Origin of the sequence: Rhizobium sp. X9 (assembly GCF_018873185.1) — a bacterium.
GTDB lineage: Bacteria > Pseudomonadota > Alphaproteobacteria > Rhizobiales > Rhizobiaceae > Agrobacterium > Agrobacterium oryzihabitans.
Genome location: NZ_CP071312.1, coordinates 63,937 through 79,950, shown reverse-complemented (window position 1 = coordinate 79,950; position 16,014 = coordinate 63,937). Strand labels below are relative to the sequence as shown.

The following is a 16,014-nucleotide window of genomic DNA, read 5'->3' as shown; positions in this document are numbered from 1 at the left end:
ATGCGGCAAGCGGTTTAGGTGGCTTCCAGTCAGTGAACTTGCAGAGGAATACCGATTATGAACCCTGAACAAATCAAGGCGGCGCTTGGCTCCGGCCTGCTCTCCTTCCCGGTAACCCATTTTGATTCCGAGGGCCGTTTTGCGGCCGATAGCTACAGGGCGCATGTGGAATGGCTCGCCGGTTACAAGGCGCCGGTGCTGTTTGCCGCCGGCGGCACGGGCGAGTTCTTCTCGCTGAAGCCGGATGAAATCCCCACCATCGTTTCGGCTGCCAAGGAAGTGGCCGGTGAAACGGCAATCGTTTCCGGCTGCGGCTACGGCACCGAGGTTGCGGTCGATATCGCCCGTTCCGTCGAAAAGGTCGGTGCTGACGGCATCCTGCTTCTGCCGCATTACCTCATCGATGCGCCGCAGGAAGGCCTCTACGCGCATATCAAAAAGGTCTGCCAGTCGGTCGGCATCGGTGTCATGGTTTATAACCGCGACAATTCGGTGCTCCAGGCGGATACGCTGGCGCGTCTTTGCGATGAATGCCCGAACCTTGTCGGCTTCAAGGATGGCACCGGCGATATCGGTCTCGTTCGCCAGATCACCGCCAAGATGGGTGACCGCCTGATGTATCTCGGCGGCATGCCGACGGCGGAACTGTTTGCCGAAGCTTATCTCGGCGCCGGCTTCACCACCTATTCCTCGGCCGTCTTCAACTTCGTGCCGGGTCTTGCCAACGAATTCTATGCGGCGCTGCGTGCCGGCGAGCGCGCCACCTGCGAACGTATCCTGACGGAGTTCTTCTATCCGTTCATGGCGATCCGCAACCGCGCCAAGGGTTACGCCGTCTCCGCCATCAAGGCCGGCGTTCGCCTGCAGGGCTTTGATGCCGGCCCGGTGCGTGCGCCGCTGAAGGACCTGACGAACGAGGAAATCGGCATGCTCGATGCCCTGATCGGCACGCACAAGCGCAAAGCCTGATCAAGGTCTGATCCGGAAAACGGGAGGGGAGCGATGAAGATAACGGCGGTGCGCACGCATCTGCTCGAACATCGGCTGGACACGCCGTTTGAAAGCGCCTCCATGCGCTTTGATAGGCGTGCCCATATTCTGGTGGAGATCGAATGCGATGATGGAACCGTCGGCTGGGGCGAATGCCTCGGTCCGGCGCGACCGAACGCCGCCGTGGTTCAGGCCTATTCCGGCTGGCTCATCGGCCAGGACCCGCGCCAGACCGAAAAGATCTGGGCCGTGCTTTATAATGCCCTGCGCGATCAGGGCCAGCGCGGCCTCAGCCTCACCGCTTTGTCCGGCATCGATATCGCGCTCTGGGATATCAAGGGCAAGCATTACGGTGCTTCCGTCTCGATGCTGCTGGGTGGACGCTGGCGCGAAAGCGTCCGCGCCTATGCCACCGGCAGCTTCAAGCGCGACGGGGTCGACCGAGTTTCCGACAATGCCGCTGAGATGGCGGAACGTCGGGCAGACGGTTTCCAAGCCTGCAAGATCAAGATCGGTTTCGGCATCGAGGAGGATCTTCGCGTCATCGCCGCCGTGCGCGAAGCGATCGGGCCGGATATGCGGCTGATGATCGATGCCAATCATGGTTATACCGTCACGGAAGCCATAACGCTCGGCAACCGTGCGGCTGACTATGGCATCGACTGGTTCGAGGAACCGGTGGTTCCGGAACAGCTCGATGCCTATGCCCGTGTGCGGGCAGGACAGCCTATTCCGGTTGCGGGCGGCGAGACCTGGCATGGGCGTTATGGCATGTGGCAGGCGCTTTCCGCCGGTGCGGTGGATATTCTCCAGCCCGATCTCTGCGGCTGCGGCGGTTTTTCAGAAACGCAGAAGATCGCCACGCTCGCAACACTCCACGGCGTGCGCATTGTGCCGCATGTCTGGGGCACCGGTGTGCAGATTGCCGCCGCCCTGCAATTCATGGCGGCGATGACGCCTGACCCGGTGCGGGTCAACCCCATCGAGCCGATCATGGAATTCGACCGCACGCCCAATCCCTTCCGCCAGGCCGTGCTGAAACAGCCGATCGAGGCGGTGGGTGGCGTTGTCGCCATTCCCAATGGCCCGGGTCTCGGCATCGAGATCAATCGCGATGCGCTCACCGAATTCAGGATGCCGGACGCATGAGCGACCTTGAACGCCAGCTGACCGGTACCCAGCCGAAGCCGCCCTTTCCAAAGGGCGCCGTGGACACGCAGATGCATCTCTATCTGCCGGGATATCCCGCCTTGCCGGGCGGGCCGGGCCTGCCGCCGGGCTCGCTTCCGGGGCCTGCCGAGTACCGACAGCTGATGCAATGGCTTGGCATAGACCGCGTCATCATCACCCAGGGCAATGCCCATCAGCGCGACAATGCCAATACGCTTGCCTGCGTTGCGGAGATGGGCGAGGCGGCGCGTGCGGTGGTGATCATCGATGCCGGCACGACGGAAAAGGACATGGAGCAACTGGCGGCCGCTGGCGCTGTTGGCGCGCGTATCATGGATCTGCCGGGCGGTGCCGTGAACCTTGCCGAACTGGAAGCGGTGGACGAGCGCGCTCATGCGGCCGACTGGATGGTGGCGGTGCAGTTCGACGGCAACACGTTGCTCGATCATCTGCCCAGACTTGAGAAAATTCGCTCACGCTGGGTTTTTGATCACCATGGCAAGTTCTTCAGGGGCATTAAAACCGATGGCCCGGAAATGGCCGCGCTTCTGAAGCTCATCGACCGTGGCAATCTCTGGTTCAAATTCGCCGGGGTGTATGAAAGTTCGTGTGAGAGCTGGCCCTATGAGGATGTCGCCGCCTTTTCGCGCGTAATCGCGGCCCATGCGCCGGAACGCATCGTCTGGGGCACCAACTGGCCGCACAATTCAATCCGTGAAACCGCAGCCTATCCGGATGATGCGCGGCTTGCGGAACTGGTTCTTGGCTGGTTGCCGGATGAGGCGGCACGCCAACGCGCGCTGGTGGAAAACCCTGAAGCGCTGTTCAAGCTGCCACCGTTCAAGGCGGCATAGCGTCAATCCGGGATGGTTGGGAAAGGGAGGTCCCATCGTCCCATCAAGTGAAAGGTCTTTGCATGCCGGCCCGGATGGGCGTGAAAATTCGGTCCTATAGCCTGGAGGGGCTGGACCGTTGTTACAACGGAGGAGGAAGACATGAAAAAGATTGCAAGCATGATGTGCGTCGCGATGGGGATCGCGCTCGCGGGCGTTTCCGCCAAGGCGCAGGAAATCACCCTGCGTTCTGCAGACATCCATCCCGACGGTTATCCGACGGTCGAAGCCGTGAAATATATGGGCGAGCTCCTGTCTGAGCGCTCCAATGGCCGCATCAAGGTGCAGGTCATGAACAATTCGGTTCTCGGCGGCGAGAAAGACACCATCGAGCAGACCCGCTTCGGCGTCATCGACATGAACCGCGTCAATGCCGCGCCCTTCAACAATCTGGTGAAGGAAACCACCGTTCTCGGCCTGCCTTTCCTGTTCCGTTCGACGGAGCACATGCACAATACCGTTGACGGCCCGATCGGCGACGAGGTTCTTGCGGCCTTCGAACCGCATGGCCTTATCGGTCTGGCCTTTTACGATTCCGGTGCGCGCTCTTTCTACACCACCAAAAAGCCCATCGAAAAACTGGCGGACCTCAAGGGCCTGAAAATCCGCGTGCAGCAATCGGATCTGTGGATTTCGATGATGCAGGCGTTTGGCGCCAACCCGACGCCGATGCCGATGGGGGAGGTCTATTCCTCGCTTGAAACCGGTGTCGTCGACGGTGCGGAAAACAACTGGCCGTCCTACGAATCCGCTCGCCACTATGAAGTCGCGAAGAACTATTCGCTGACGGAACATTCCCTCAACCCGGAAATCCTCGTGATGTCCAAGGTCTCCTGGGACAAACTTTCTCCGGAAGACCAGAAGCTCGTGCGCCAGGCTGCGAAGGATTCTGTCGGCAAGATGCGCGAATTGTGGAGCGCGCGCGAAAAGGCCTCGGAAGAAAAGGTGCGTGCCGGTGGCGTCAACGTCATCAAGGTCAACAAGGAGGAGTTCGCTGCAGCGATGGGTCCGGTCTACGACAAGTTCGTGACCGATCCGAAGATGAAGGACCTTCTGGAACGGGTCAAAGCGGTCAAGTGACATAGGGGAAACCGGCTCTGGCGACAGGGCCGGTTTTCTTTTGCAGCCGTCTTGTTTGAAGGAGGAGGAGGAAGGCAAATGCGAAACTTCATGCGGGCGGTTCGCCCATTTCTCGGCGCGCTCAGTCACGTGTCGCTTTATATTGCCGGTATCGGCATGGTCGCCATGACGCTCATCGTCGGCTGGCAGGTTTTTGCCCGTTATATTCTGAACGATTCACCCAGCTGGTCGGAGCCGTTGTCGCTTCACCTCATGTCGTGGTTCATCATGCTGGGGGCCGCGGTCGGTGTGCGGGAGAGCGTGCATCTGGGGCTGGATATCCTGCGTTACATGATGCCGCCGCGCATACAGAAGGGAATGGACCTGACCAGCCTTGCCCTGATCTTTTTCTTCGGTGTCGGCATGGCCTGGTACGGAACATCGCTTTCCATCGGGACATGGACGGCAACGGTCCCGGTTCTCGGCTGGCCGGGCGGCACGGATTTCTTCCCGCTCGTGGGTGGTGGTTTCCTCATTGCGCTGTTTGCGGCCGAACGTTTTGTCGATCTCGCCATCGGCGAGGAGATCGCGGCGGATATTCTCGTGCAGGAGGCCGCGTAAATGGCTTACACCATCCTCTTCGGTGTCTTCACCCTTCTGATGCTGATCGGCACGCCGATCGCCTTCTGCCTTGGCATCGCTTCTTTCGTTACCGTGCTTTATCTCGGCCTGCCGCCCATCGTGGTGTTCCAGCAGATGAATTCCGGCATGAACGTGTTTGCGATGATGGCGATCCCGTTTTTCATCTTCGCCGGTGACCTGATGGTGCGCGGCGGTATCGCCCATCGCCTCATCCGTTTCGCGGCAGGGCTGGTCGGCCATCTGCGCGGCGGTCTCGGGCAGGTCAATATCGTCGCCTCGACGCTATTCGGCGGCATTTCCGGTTCGGCTGTGGCGGATGCATCCGCCGTCGGCGGCCTGATGATCCCGCAAATGGCCAAGCGCGGTTATGACAGGGACTATGCCGTCAATGTCACCGTCAATGCTGCCATCATCGCGCTGATGATCCCGCCATCGCACAATATGATCCTTTATTCGATCGCGGCGGGCGGCAATGTCTCGGTGGCCGATCTCTTCACCGCCGGCATCATTCCGGGCTTCCTGCTTGCCGCGGCCCTGATGGTTACCGCCTATATCGTTGCGCGGCGCAAGGGTTATCCCTCCGAGCCGTTCCCCGGCTTCTCCAAGCTGATGTATTATCTTCTGGCGTCTTTCCCGGGCATCCTGCTGATCGGCATCATCTTCGGCGGCGTGCGTTCGGGCATCTTCACCGCAACGGAAAGCTCCTGCATCGCCGTTCTCTATGCCTTCCTCGTCGCCATGCTGGTCTATCGCGAGCTCAACTGGAGCGGCTTCGTCGAAGCGGTGATGGGAGCGGTTCGGACGACGGCCATGGTTCTGCTCGTCATCGGCACGGCGGCGGCCTTTGGCTGGCTGATGGCGTTCCTCCAGGTGCAGACGCTGATGATCGCAGCCATCAGCGCGATTTCGGACAATCCGATCATCGTGCTTCTGGTCATCAACGTCATCCTGCTGCTGCTCGGCACCTTCATGGACATGGCGCCGATGGTCATCATTTCCACCCCGGTGCTGCTGCCGGTGGTGAAGGCCTTCGGTATCGACCCGGTCCATTTCGGCGTCGTGATGATCCTCAATGCCGGCATCGGTCTCAACACCCCGCCCGTCGGAACGGTGCTTTTCGTCGGCTGCGCGGTCGGCGGCATATCGATCAGGGAGGCGATGCGGACGATCTGGCCGTTCTTCGGAGCGAGCATCGCGGTGCTGCTCGCCGTGACCTATATCCCGTCACTTTCGCTTTGGTTGCCGTCGCTCTTCCGGTGAGTGTAACAGGATTTTCAAAACAAGGCCTCGCCGTTCCGGCGGGGCCGTCATGCATTGGGCCTGGCGCAGGCAAGGCTCATTTCATCTATCCAGAACTTATTGAGAAAACCTATGAAAGCCACTGATTATTTTGACCAATTCTCCATTCGCTATAAGCCCTACAAGGGCGATAGCTGGTGTTATGAGGATGGATGTGTCTATCGGGGGCTACAGCTCTTATTCGAGGCCAGTGGCGATGAGCGCTGGCGTCACCACCTCCATCGGCTGGCCGACGCCCAGATATCGGCGGACGGAACGCTCGCCGGTTACAAACCGTCAGAATATAATATCGATCATATTCTAGCCGGCCGCATTCTCTTTCCCCTTGCCGCGGAAACGGGTGACGCGCGTTACCTTGCCGCGGCGAACCATCTGGCCGGCCAACTCCGCACCCATCCGCGCATTGCCGCCGGCAATTATTGGCACAAGCAGCGTTATCCGCAACAGGTCTGGCTGGATGGGCTTTACATGGGGCTGCCCTTCCAGATCGAATATGCGCAGGTGACAGGCCGCACCGAGTTGGTCGACGATGCGCTAAGGCAGTTTTCGTCCGCACTTTCGCTCACCGCAGATGCCGGCGGGCTATACGTCCATGGTTATGACGATAGCCGCAGCCAGCGCTGGGCTGATCCCGCGACCGGCCAGTCGCCTGCCATCTGGGCGCGCGCCGTCGGCTGGCTTGCCATGGCGCTGGTCGATGCATTGGTCATTCTGCCCGATGACGACGCGACAGCACCGCTTCGCGAGCGCGCGCGTCGGCTTCTGGCCGGCATCGTTGCGCGGCAGACGGAAGCCGGTCTCTGGATGCAGGTGCTCGACAATCCGACCCTTGCCGGAAATTACGAGGAAACCTCCGCGTCGGCCATGTTCGCCTACGCTCTGCTGCGTGCGGCCCGGCTGGGACTTTTGAAGGGCGAGGAGGCCGATGCCGCCGTTTCGGCGGGCCGCCGCGCGCTTAAGGCGCTGCTGGAGACGCGGCTCAAGGTGGACGAAGAGGGTGTTACCCGCCTCACCGGCATCGTCCATGTCGCGGGTCTCGGCGGCTTCGAGGGCAATTATCGCGACGGCTCGCCGGGATATTATCTGACCGAGCCCGTCGTATCAGATGACGCCAAGGGTGTGGGGCCGCTGATGATGGCCTATGCCGAGGGGCTTCTTCTGAGATGATAGTTGGGTGAGGAAATGGAAACGGTTTCCACTGACGGGAGTAGTGCAAAGCCCTCGTCACTCTCGACGTCATCCTCGGGCTTGACCCGAGGATGACGGAAGGTGAGGGCAGGTTTGGATGCCCTTTATCGATGTTCAGGGCGGAAAGCTCCGTCCGCTGGCTCAGTCATCTTCCGCTCAGAACTTGCGGCTGATCGACAGCTTGAAGTTACGTCCCGGCATGGCGGCAATGCGGTCGCTGAGATAGGGGAAGTAATATTTGTCGAACAGGTTGTCGATTGAGGCGTGCACTTCCGTTCCGGCCATCATGCCTTCCTTCGGCGTCCAGTCGAGGGCAATGCCGTGGACCGCGTAGCCGGGGCTTTCGGGCCGAGCGTAGGAGGCGCCCCCCTGGTTGGCGGGTGTATTTTCCTGCGCGGCGACGAATTGTCCGTTCCAGCTGAGCGCCAGATCCCAGTCAGGCAGCTTGTAGCCAAGCTGAACATTGGCTGTGAACGGCGAAAGATCGTTCACATAGGTATCCCGGCCATAGACATTGTTGATTGCGCCGTTACGCGAGCCGTTCATCCACGACAGGCCGAGATTTCCGAAGATGTGGTCGGAATCGTAGCTTGCCGAAACATCGAGGCCGTAAATCTTGTAGGATGGGGTGTTCCAGTAGAAGGGCACGTTCTTGACGCCGGCAAGGTTGGCGGTACCGAACCGGCGCGTGATGGGATTGGTGACGTTGTTATAAAAGCCGCCGATCGAAGCCGTCAGGCTGTCACCATTCAGGAACACGTCGTCGAATTGCTGCGAGACGCCGATGTTGAAATTGTTGTTGCGCTCCACTTTCAGGTTGCGCGATGTTCCCGACGCCGTGGTTGCCAGGCTTTGGCTTGAATAGATCTCGTCGATGACGGGTGCGCGCATCGCATAGGCCCAGTCGGCGAAAAAGGTGGTGCCCGGAACCGCTTCCCAGCGCATGCTGAGAGCCGGCGTCGCGCCGCTATGGGAGACGGCGGAATAATCGTGCCCGGCGGCCGGAGTGTTAAAGCGCGGCGCCGCATTTGGAACGCCTTCGGAGCGGACGTGGTCGAACCTGATGCCGGGTGTCACCTTGAAGGTGTCCGTCAGGCTGATTTCGTCACGGAAAAAGGCCGCTATGGTTTCCTGCGTGCCTTCCGGTTTGATCCACGATGCATAATAGCCGTAATTATATTGCGCACTGGTGCGGTTGGCGATGTCGTACATCCACGAGTCCCGGTCGTGGCGCATATATTGCACGCCGTAATTGGCGACGTGGGACAATCCGCCCAGTTCGAAATTGGAGGTGTTCTCCGCTTCCAGCTTGAAGTCGGTATATTTCGTGTCGTCCTGCATGCCGCCCAGCGATCCGCTGGGAACGAAACCCGGAATGGTCGGGCGGGTCATGTCGAGGCTGGTGGCGGAGAAGCTCGCCATCGCCTTGAAATTCACGAGATCGCTGTCGCCGTCATAGGAATATTTCAGCGTCGAGGAAAAGTCCTCCATGTCGCGCCAGGCAAGTGCCCTCAGCCGCGCCAGATCGTAACCATAGGTCTTGATGGTGTAGGCGGTGAGACCCAGATCGCCGCGATTGGCGGCAAGCGGGCCGTAATCGGCGGATTTGCCGTAGATCACCGAGGCGCGCAGCTCGTGGCCGTCATAGGCAGCGCCGGCATTGGCGGAAAAGGAGGTGATCTTGTCGTTGGAGGCGTCATAGACCTGTCCGCCGCCGACGCGCACATTGTCGCTCTTGCGCCAGATCACCGAGGCAAGCCCGTCATAGGTCACGGGGCCGCCGAAATCCGATTTGCCGTAAATGGCGGCCGATCCGAGCTGCTGCCTGTTGGCCGACTGATAGCTCGTCTTGCCCCAGGCGCCGAAGGTCTGTCCCGGTTTCAGCATGTCGGAGGCCGTCTTGCTTTCCATGATGACGGTGCCGCCGAAGCCGCCATTGCCATAACGAACGGATGTCGCGCCCTTTTGGATTTCCACGCGTTTGAGCAGTTCCGGATCAATGAAGACCGTGCCCTGATCGTAGCGCTCGAAGTTCTTCGGAGCGCCATCGAGCAGAAGGCGCACGTCTGACTGGCGGGCGAAGCCGCGAATGGCGGTGGATTGCCCCTGCAATCGCACGCCGCCGCTGGAACTGACACCGGGCGTCTTCTGGAGAAGTTGCGGCAGGGAGGTGGCTTGCGCCGCCTCGATGGCGACCTGATCGATCTCGACAACGCTTGGCGCGTCGCCGTTGAACACACGGCCGCCCTTGAGCGTGATCGGCTCGAGAAGCGTTCCGTCACCATTTTCGGTCGTTCCGGCGGAACGGCTCGCCATCTCCATCCTGACGGTTTTTTCACCGATGAACTGGTAGCGGATTCCGGTTCCGGAAAGCAGCCGTTCCAGCGCCTCGGCCGGGGTCATGGTGCCCGAAACAGGAGCGCTTTTGAGGCCTCTGGCGACAGAGGCGTCATAGACCATCTGAAGGCCGGACTGGCTGGCAAGGCGGTTAAGCGCGCTTGCCATGTTGCCGGCGGGCAGATTGATCGCGATCCGCTGCGTCTGCTGCGCCAGGGCCGATGCCGGAATGGTTGCCGCCGCCGCACTCGCAAGCAAAATGGATAATAGCGATACGCGGGTCCGGTGGCGGAAAGTCGGTTCTGGTCTTGTCATGGCGGGCACCTCTCCGGGGCAGCAAATGGGGTTCTGCTTCACGAACGAACGAGCCCGCTTTTCAGGGACACCTCCGCCGGAGAAATTTCATTCAATAAAGAACGGTCAGATAAGGACCCGCCCTGACGACACCGATCTCAAGCGCGGCGGCCAGATCCGCAAGGGCCGTGCCCGGGTCGGAAAGGTCGAAATTGCCCGACAGCCGTTTTCTCCTAAGGCTCTCCCGCGTCACGACGATGCGGCCGGGAAGATAACGCTCAAAGGTCTCCAGCACTTCGGAAAGCGGCCTGTCCTCGAAGACGAAGCGGCCGTTGCGCCAGGCGGCGATGGAGGAGGGGTCGACCGTTTCAATGCTGCCCAGCAGGCCATCGGACGAATAGTCGACGCGCTGGTTTTCGTTAAGCCGGCCGTTCTGGCCCTGCTGGCCTGTCACCACGGATACGCTATGTTCCAGCACCGTCACGCTCGTTGCCTCGTTGCGCATATCGATGTCGAAGGCGGTGCCGAGCGCGGTGGTCGTGCCGCCGGCGGCCTCGACGGAAAAGGGCCGCGCCGCATCGGGCGCGACTTCTACGAAGATTTCACCGCGTAGCAGCAGTAGACGCCGCTCCTTTGCGGAAAAACGCAGGGCGATGGCCGAATTGGCGTTCAGGGTAATGGTTGAACCGTCCGGCGTGGTGACGACCTGCCGCTCCGCCGTGGCGGACATATGGTCGGAACGCAGGCGCATGGGCATATCGGTCAGGTAAAAACCTGATAGCAGCGAGACGCCGGCAATTGCCGCCGCTGCCGCCTTGCCTTTGGCGCTGCCGCGCTTGCGGGTCGCCTTCAGGAGAAACGCCCGATCAGCCGCAAGCAGGGCGCTGGCGTCGCCCATCAGACATCGGACACGCTCATAGGCTTTTGCATGTCTCTCATCCCTGGTGAGCCAGGCATCGAAATCCGCTGCCAGTGCTGAGTCGTCCGGCCTTTCCCGCCGTTGCAGAAACCAGTCGACGGCTTCCTCGCGCAGCGCCGAAGCGGTTTTTACCGCCCCCGTCACAGCGTTTCCTCCAGGCATTCCAGGCAATGCAGATAGGCCTTGCGGAGATGGCGATCGACCATGTTCTTGCTGATGCCGCTTCTTTCAGCGATCTCGAGCGAATTCAGGTTTCCGATGCTGCTGGCAAGAAAGACCCGCCGGCGCTGCAACGACATGCCCATCACCGCGCGGCGCAACACTTTCAGGCGATGTTCCCTATCGGCAAGGCTGTCCGCATCGGCTACCGGCTGCGGGGCGGCGAGCGCTTCTTCCATGCTGCCGGAAAACAGCCTGCGCTCGAATTGTTCGCGACGAAGGCGGTCAATGCCGAGATTGGCGCAGGCGCGGACCAGGAAGGCGCGGATGAGCGAGGTATTCTCAGGCAACCTCGGTTTTCCAGTCAGCCGCACGTAAAGATCGTGGACGATCTCCTGCGAAATGGCGGTCGTGTGCCCGCGCCGGTTCATGGCCTTGCACAGTTCCTCATAATAGAGCTGTACGGCATCATCAACGAGTGCGCGTGACGTGGGCTTGCTCCACATGAGGCGGGTTCCCGGTCGGAAGAATTGAGCGATCCCCGGGTCAATAGGTGAAAAATCACCCGATGGCAAGAAACATGACTAATTTTATCATGTATCTTTTTTCTCAGCAAAAAAGGTCAGGCCGACAGACAATGCCGGCCGTTTTTCAAGGTGCCGCTCTGGCAAAGATCACTGTCTGGATCAGGCCCTGTTTCTTGTGGTTCGCAATGGTGATCGTGCCGCCGAAACGTTCGATGATTTCCCTGGCGATGGCCAGGCCCAGCCCGACGCCGGGGATCGATTTGCGCCGGGCGAGATCCACCCGGAAGAAGGGTTCGAAAACCCTGCCGATCAGCTCCTGCGGAATTCCGGGACCTTCATCCCGTATCGTCACGACGATCTCGCTTTCATCTTCGGTCAGGTCGATATGCGCCTTTTTCCCATGGGTGACGGCGTTGAGGACGAGGTTGCGCATGGCCCTTTTGAGCGCGAGCGGCGCGGCCCTGATCGTCATGGTCGCCTCCGGCTCCATGAAATCCAGCGCACCGGCATGGCCGAGATCGGAAAGGTCTCTCACGATTTCGCGGAGCAGCGCGCCGACATCGATCGTCTTGACCGTATCCTGGTTCACCTCTTCGCGCACCAGCATGATGGCGCTGTCGGCGATGGCATCCAGTTCTTCGAGGTCCGCCAGCCATTTGGCCCGTTCCTCGTCGTTTTCGATGAATTCCGCCCTGAGGCGCATGCGGGTCATCGGGGTTCTGAGGTCATGGCCGGCGGCGGCGACAAGGCGCATCCGGCTTTCCATCGCCGCCTTCAGGCGCGTGGCGAGTTCGTTCAGCGCCCGTGCCGTGGCGCGGATTTCGCCGGGCCCTGTTTCCGGCAGGCGCGGCAGCGAACCGTCTGGCCCGATGCTGGCGGCGGCATTTTCCAGCATGTCGAGCGGGCGGGTGATCTTGGTCGCGGCAAAGATCGAAACCGCAGCACTGCCGAGAATGATGAGGCCGATCCACATGCCGAAGACCTTCCAGCCGCCGGGCGGCGGGCCCATATGCGGAATTTCGGCGACCAGCCATCCGCCTTTTTCAAGCGCGATGGCCGCGACCGGCGCGGGGTTTCCCGGCATGCGAACGACGATTGCGGCGCGGGGTTCTCCGACACGGGTGAGCGCCTTTTCCAGAAATTCCGAAAGCATGCCGTCCGGGTCACCTGTCGGCGGCCGTTGTTCGATGCGAAAATAGCCTGGTTGTTGCAGGGTCGGGTCGCGCTCGGCCATCGTCACGGCAAAGGCGAGACTGCGCGCCAAGGGCTCGATGGTGGCGTCGGGCGGCGGCGGCCGCAATGTCCGGTCGGCCACGACAGTCGCAAGCGCGATGACCGCGATGATGGAGGCGATCAGCAGGGCGGCGATACGGTTTCTCAGCGAATTCATCGCGGCACCGGCAGGGTTTTGACCTGCACCGTCATCTGGTAACCGCCGTTGCGCACCGTCTTGAAAATCGGGCTTGCTGCGTCGGCGTCCAGCTTTTTGCGCAACCGGCTCATCAGCACGTCTATCGAGCGGTCGAAAGGACCGCGGTCCCTGCCCTGAGTCAGATCGAGAAGCTGGTCGCGGGAAAGAAGCCGGCCGGGCCTGTCGAGAAAGACTTTCAGCAGATCGAATTCCGCTCCCGTCAGCTCGATCTTTTCACCGCCCGTGTGGATGACGGAGCGCTGTTCCGGATCGGCGGTAAACTGCGCAAAATGATAGGCGGCGGATGCGGCGCGGGGAACTTCCTGCGGTGTCGCACGGCGCAGCACGGCCTTGATGCGCGCCGTCAATTCGCGCGGGTTGAAGGGTTTGCCGAGATAGTCGTCGGCGCCGATCTCCAGCCCGACGATCCGGTCCACATCTTCCTTGAGCGCGGTTAAAAGAATGACGGGCGTGCGTGGCCGGCGGCCCTGAAGATCGCGGCAGATATCGAGGCCCGAGCCATCGGGCAGCATCACGTCGAGCACGATGAGATCGGGATCGGAACTGACGATCTTTTCCTCGAACTCGCGCCTGTCGGCGGCCATCGACACGCGAAATCCCTGCGAGCCGAGATATTTCGCGAGCAATGTGCGTATTTCCGGATCGTCATCAACGATCAATACATGTGTAACCGAAACCGTCGTCATATCGTCCAACCTTTTGATGCCACTATACATAAGCGCCGCAAGGAAACGGCGGATTTTTGCAACGAAAGCTTTCCACGGCCCGTCTGGCAACATTCGGTTACAAATAGGCCGGCTGCGAAAGAAAATCGGAAACATTCGGACCAAAGCCGGAAACCCGGCACTCCTATCGTCCTTTCATGTTGGAAAACGGAAGGAAGGTAAGATGAGAAACTCGTTATTGGCCACCGCCGTCATCGCGACCGCAATTTTGGGCGCTTCCGCCGTCTCGCAGGCCGAGGAGCAGAATGCGCCGGCACCACAGGCAACCGAGCAGGGCGTGCCACCCGGGGCTCCCGATCTCGGCCCGGATCGTGGACCAGATCGGGGGCCGATGCCACACATCCGCAGAATGGCAGGACCTGATGTTCTCGGATTGGCGACGAAGCTTTCGGCCGCCGAAATCTATATCGGCGTTACGCCGGAACAGCTCGGGCCGTGGCGGGCCTATGCCTCGGCGCTGATCGATCTCGTTTCGCCCGGTCCTGAGCGGGCGCCGCTGCCGGCAATGTCGGCCGAAGATTCGGCCAGACCCGAGCCGCGTCTTGCCGGCGAGGAACTGGCAGGCATCGTCGCGAAGAAAGCCGAGCAGGCGAAAACCTTGCAGGACGCCGTCGCAGCGCTGAAGCCGAAGCTCTCGCCGCAGCAGGTACAGAAACTTGCCGAACTCGAGCGTGCCTTGATGCCACCTCCCGGCCCGCGCCACGGACCCGGGGAGGGCGGTCGTTTCGGTCCGCCTCATGGCGACAGGATGCCGCCGGTTCCGCAGGCGGAGCGGGGCTGAAACCACTATTCACAGTTTCCTCCTTTAATCTGCCCCCCAGTAGAGGAGGAAATCAGCCGGTGACGGCTGCAGCCGGGGGATCGCTCGCCTGCGATCCCCCGCGTGATTTTCAAGCGGGAAGACGATGATGAAATATTTCTATGTGGTTCTGGCAACGGTCTTCGGCCTGAGCTTTGTCTGGTCTGTCGCCGCAGCCAAGGAACGGGCGGTGGAAACGCCGGCGACGAAATCGCGGCAGGTAGAAAAGCGGCTGCATCCCGCCTGCAAGACGGACCAGCACGAAAAGACGGGCTCCAAACGTGCTCGCAACACCTGCCGCAAGGCTGACGCTGAAAAATCCACAGGCGCCTATCGCCGGCCGGACTGGACATAAATATGAAAACGGCACGTAAGGCAGGGGCATTGCTGGCGATTGCGGCTCTGGCTGCAGGCGGTTACTGGCTGTCCTCGCAATATACACGGGCCGCCGCGCCCGCCTACATCACATCGCAGGTGACGCGCGGCGATATAGAGCAGACGGTGCTGGCAACCGGAACGCTGAAACCCGTTCGCCTCGTGGCCGTCGGCGCACAGGCCTCCGGTCGCATCACCGCCGTCAAGGTTGCGCTGGGCGACACGGTGAAAGCGGGCGATCTCGTCGCCGAGATCGATTCCGTCACCCAGACCAACAGCCTGCGCACCGCGCAGGCAGCGCTGGCCAATGTGAACGCGCAGCGCGTGGAGAAACAGGCGACGCTTGTTCTCAACCGCCAGAGCCTTGCCCGCCAGCAGGAAATGGTCTCCAAGAACGCCGCCTCCCGTGCCGATTTCGAAAGCGCCACCGCAGCACTCGCCGTTACCGAGGCGCAGATCAAGGCAATTGACGCCCAGATCGAGGAGGCGCAGGTCGCGGTCGAAACCGCCGAAGCCAATCTTGGCTATACGAAGATCACCGCTCCCATCGAAGGCACGGTTCTGTCGATCGTCAGCCAGGAAGGGCAGACCGTCAACGCCACCCAATCCGCGCCGACCATCGTGATCCTCGGCCAGCTTGACCGGATGACGGTGCGCACGGAAATTTCCGAAGCGGATGTAACGAGGGTGAAGCCCGACCTGCCGGTCTATTTCACGGTGCTTGGCGAACCGCAGCAGCGCTACGATGCGAAGCTCGCTTCCATTGAGCCCGCGCCGGAATCGGTGCGCAGCGATTCCAGCTTCAGCTCCTCGACGTCTTCCACATCCACCTCGTCCTCCTCCAGCACCTCGTCATCGGAAGCCATCTATTATAACGGCGTTTTCGAGGTGCCGAACCCGAAAGGCAAATTGCGCACCTATATGACGGCGGAGGTCCATATCCTTCTCGGCGAGGCAAAGGACGTCCTGACGGTTCCTGCCGCCGCACTTGGTAATATGGATGGAAACGGCGATTATTCGGTGCGCGTGGTCGCTGCCGATAGCGGGATTTCCGAGCGCAAGGTGAAGGTGGGGCTGAACAACAAGGTCACGGCTGAGATTCTCTCCGGCCTTGCCGAGAACGAGCGCGTCGTGACCGGAGAGCTTTCAGCCGAAAGCAAAACGAACTCCATGCCGGGGCCGGGCGGGCCGCCGATGGGGCTTTGA

The 16,014-nt window shown here is 61.0% G+C and carries 15 protein-coding genes; 10 read left to right on the top strand and 5 right to left on the bottom strand.

All coding sequences use genetic code 11. The features are described from left to right. The first annotated feature begins 57 nt into the window (after window positions 1–57). From kdgD to JZY08_RS15490, 7 genes are all read left to right on the top strand, one after another. A complete protein-coding gene (gene kdgD, locus JZY08_RS15520) occupies window positions 58–969 on the top strand; it encodes a 5-dehydro-4-deoxyglucarate dehydratase (protein WP_003499897.1) in 912 nt (303 codons plus the stop codon). 33 nt (window positions 970–1,002) lie between these two features. Continuing rightward, window positions 1,003–2,139, top strand: coding sequence for a D-galactarolactone cycloisomerase (locus JZY08_RS15515; RefSeq protein WP_216332363.1), 1,137 nt, complete (start codon window positions 1,003–1,005; stop codon window positions 2,137–2,139). Further along, window positions 2,136–3,014 carry an amidohydrolase family protein gene (locus JZY08_RS15510; RefSeq protein WP_216332361.1) on the top strand — a complete coding sequence of 293 codons (879 nt, stop codon included), beginning with the start codon at window positions 2,136–2,138 and terminating at the stop codon, window positions 3,012–3,014. The genes JZY08_RS15515 and JZY08_RS15510 overlap by 4 nt, the downstream gene beginning before the upstream one ends. A 141-nt stretch (window positions 3,015–3,155) precedes the next feature. Then, window positions 3,156–4,133, top strand: a complete 978-nt coding sequence (locus JZY08_RS15505) for a TRAP transporter substrate-binding protein (protein ID WP_216332360.1) — start codon at window positions 3,156–3,158, stop codon at window positions 4,131–4,133. A 78-nt stretch (window positions 4,134–4,211) separates the two neighbouring features. Further along, window positions 4,212–4,733 (top strand): TRAP transporter small permease, encoded by a 522-nt coding sequence (locus JZY08_RS15500; protein ID WP_082185897.1) that lies wholly within the window; start codon window positions 4,212–4,214, stop codon window positions 4,731–4,733. Then, entirely contained in the window at window positions 4,734–6,014 is a 1,281-nt protein-coding gene (locus tag JZY08_RS15495; RefSeq protein ID WP_137038797.1) for a TRAP transporter large permease, read from the top strand. It begins immediately after the preceding gene. A gap of 111 nt (window positions 6,015–6,125) precedes the next feature. Beyond that, window positions 6,126–7,220: a glycoside hydrolase family 88 protein gene (locus JZY08_RS15490; protein WP_216332357.1), complete on the top strand. Its 1,095-nt coding sequence runs from the start codon at window positions 6,126–6,128 to the stop codon at window positions 7,218–7,220. A gap of 177 nt (window positions 7,221–7,397) precedes the next feature. On the opposite strand, the gene JZY08_RS15485 is transcribed toward JZY08_RS15490, so the two are convergent. The 5 genes from JZY08_RS15485 to JZY08_RS15465 form a co-directional block, all read right to left on the bottom strand. Beyond that, the gene (locus JZY08_RS15485; protein ID WP_253204113.1) at window positions 7,398–9,893 is read right to left on the bottom strand and encodes a TonB-dependent receptor; all 2,496 of its coding nucleotides are present in this window, start codon (window positions 9,891–9,893) and stop codon (window positions 7,398–7,400) included. 91 nt (window positions 9,894–9,984) lie between these two features. Next, a complete protein-coding gene (locus JZY08_RS15480) occupies window positions 9,985–10,935 on the bottom strand; it encodes a FecR domain-containing protein (protein ID WP_216332355.1) in 951 nt (316 codons plus the stop codon). Continuing rightward, window positions 10,932–11,456 (bottom strand): RNA polymerase sigma factor, encoded by a 525-nt coding sequence (locus JZY08_RS15475; protein WP_216332353.1) that lies wholly within the window; start codon window positions 11,454–11,456, stop codon window positions 10,932–10,934. Before JZY08_RS15475 ends, JZY08_RS15480 begins: the two co-directional genes overlap by 4 nt. Window positions 11,457–11,601: 145 nt before the next feature. Then, window positions 11,602–12,867 (bottom strand): ATP-binding protein, encoded by a 1,266-nt coding sequence (locus JZY08_RS15470; RefSeq protein WP_216332351.1) that lies wholly within the window; start codon window positions 12,865–12,867, stop codon window positions 11,602–11,604. After that, window positions 12,864–13,595 (bottom strand): response regulator, encoded by a 732-nt coding sequence (locus JZY08_RS15465; protein ID WP_216332349.1) that lies wholly within the window; start codon window positions 13,593–13,595, stop codon window positions 12,864–12,866. Before JZY08_RS15465 ends, JZY08_RS15470 begins: the two co-directional genes overlap by 4 nt. 202 nt (window positions 13,596–13,797) lie before the next feature. Here JZY08_RS15465 and JZY08_RS15460 point away from each other — a divergent pair, with 202 nt between their 5' ends. From JZY08_RS15460 to JZY08_RS15450, 3 genes are all read left to right on the top strand, one after another. After that, window positions 13,798–14,415: a hypothetical protein gene (locus tag JZY08_RS15460; RefSeq protein ID WP_216332347.1), complete on the top strand. Its 618-nt coding sequence runs from the start codon at window positions 13,798–13,800 to the stop codon at window positions 14,413–14,415. A 124-nt stretch (window positions 14,416–14,539) separates the two neighbouring features. Beyond that, window positions 14,540–14,788 carry a hypothetical protein gene (locus JZY08_RS15455; RefSeq protein ID WP_216332345.1) on the top strand — a complete coding sequence of 83 codons (249 nt, stop codon included), beginning with the start codon at window positions 14,540–14,542 and terminating at the stop codon, window positions 14,786–14,788. A gap of 2 nt (window positions 14,789–14,790) precedes the next feature. Next, window positions 14,791–16,014 carry an efflux RND transporter periplasmic adaptor subunit gene (locus tag JZY08_RS15450; protein WP_216332343.1) on the top strand — a complete coding sequence of 408 codons (1,224 nt, stop codon included), beginning with the start codon at window positions 14,791–14,793 and terminating at the stop codon, window positions 16,012–16,014.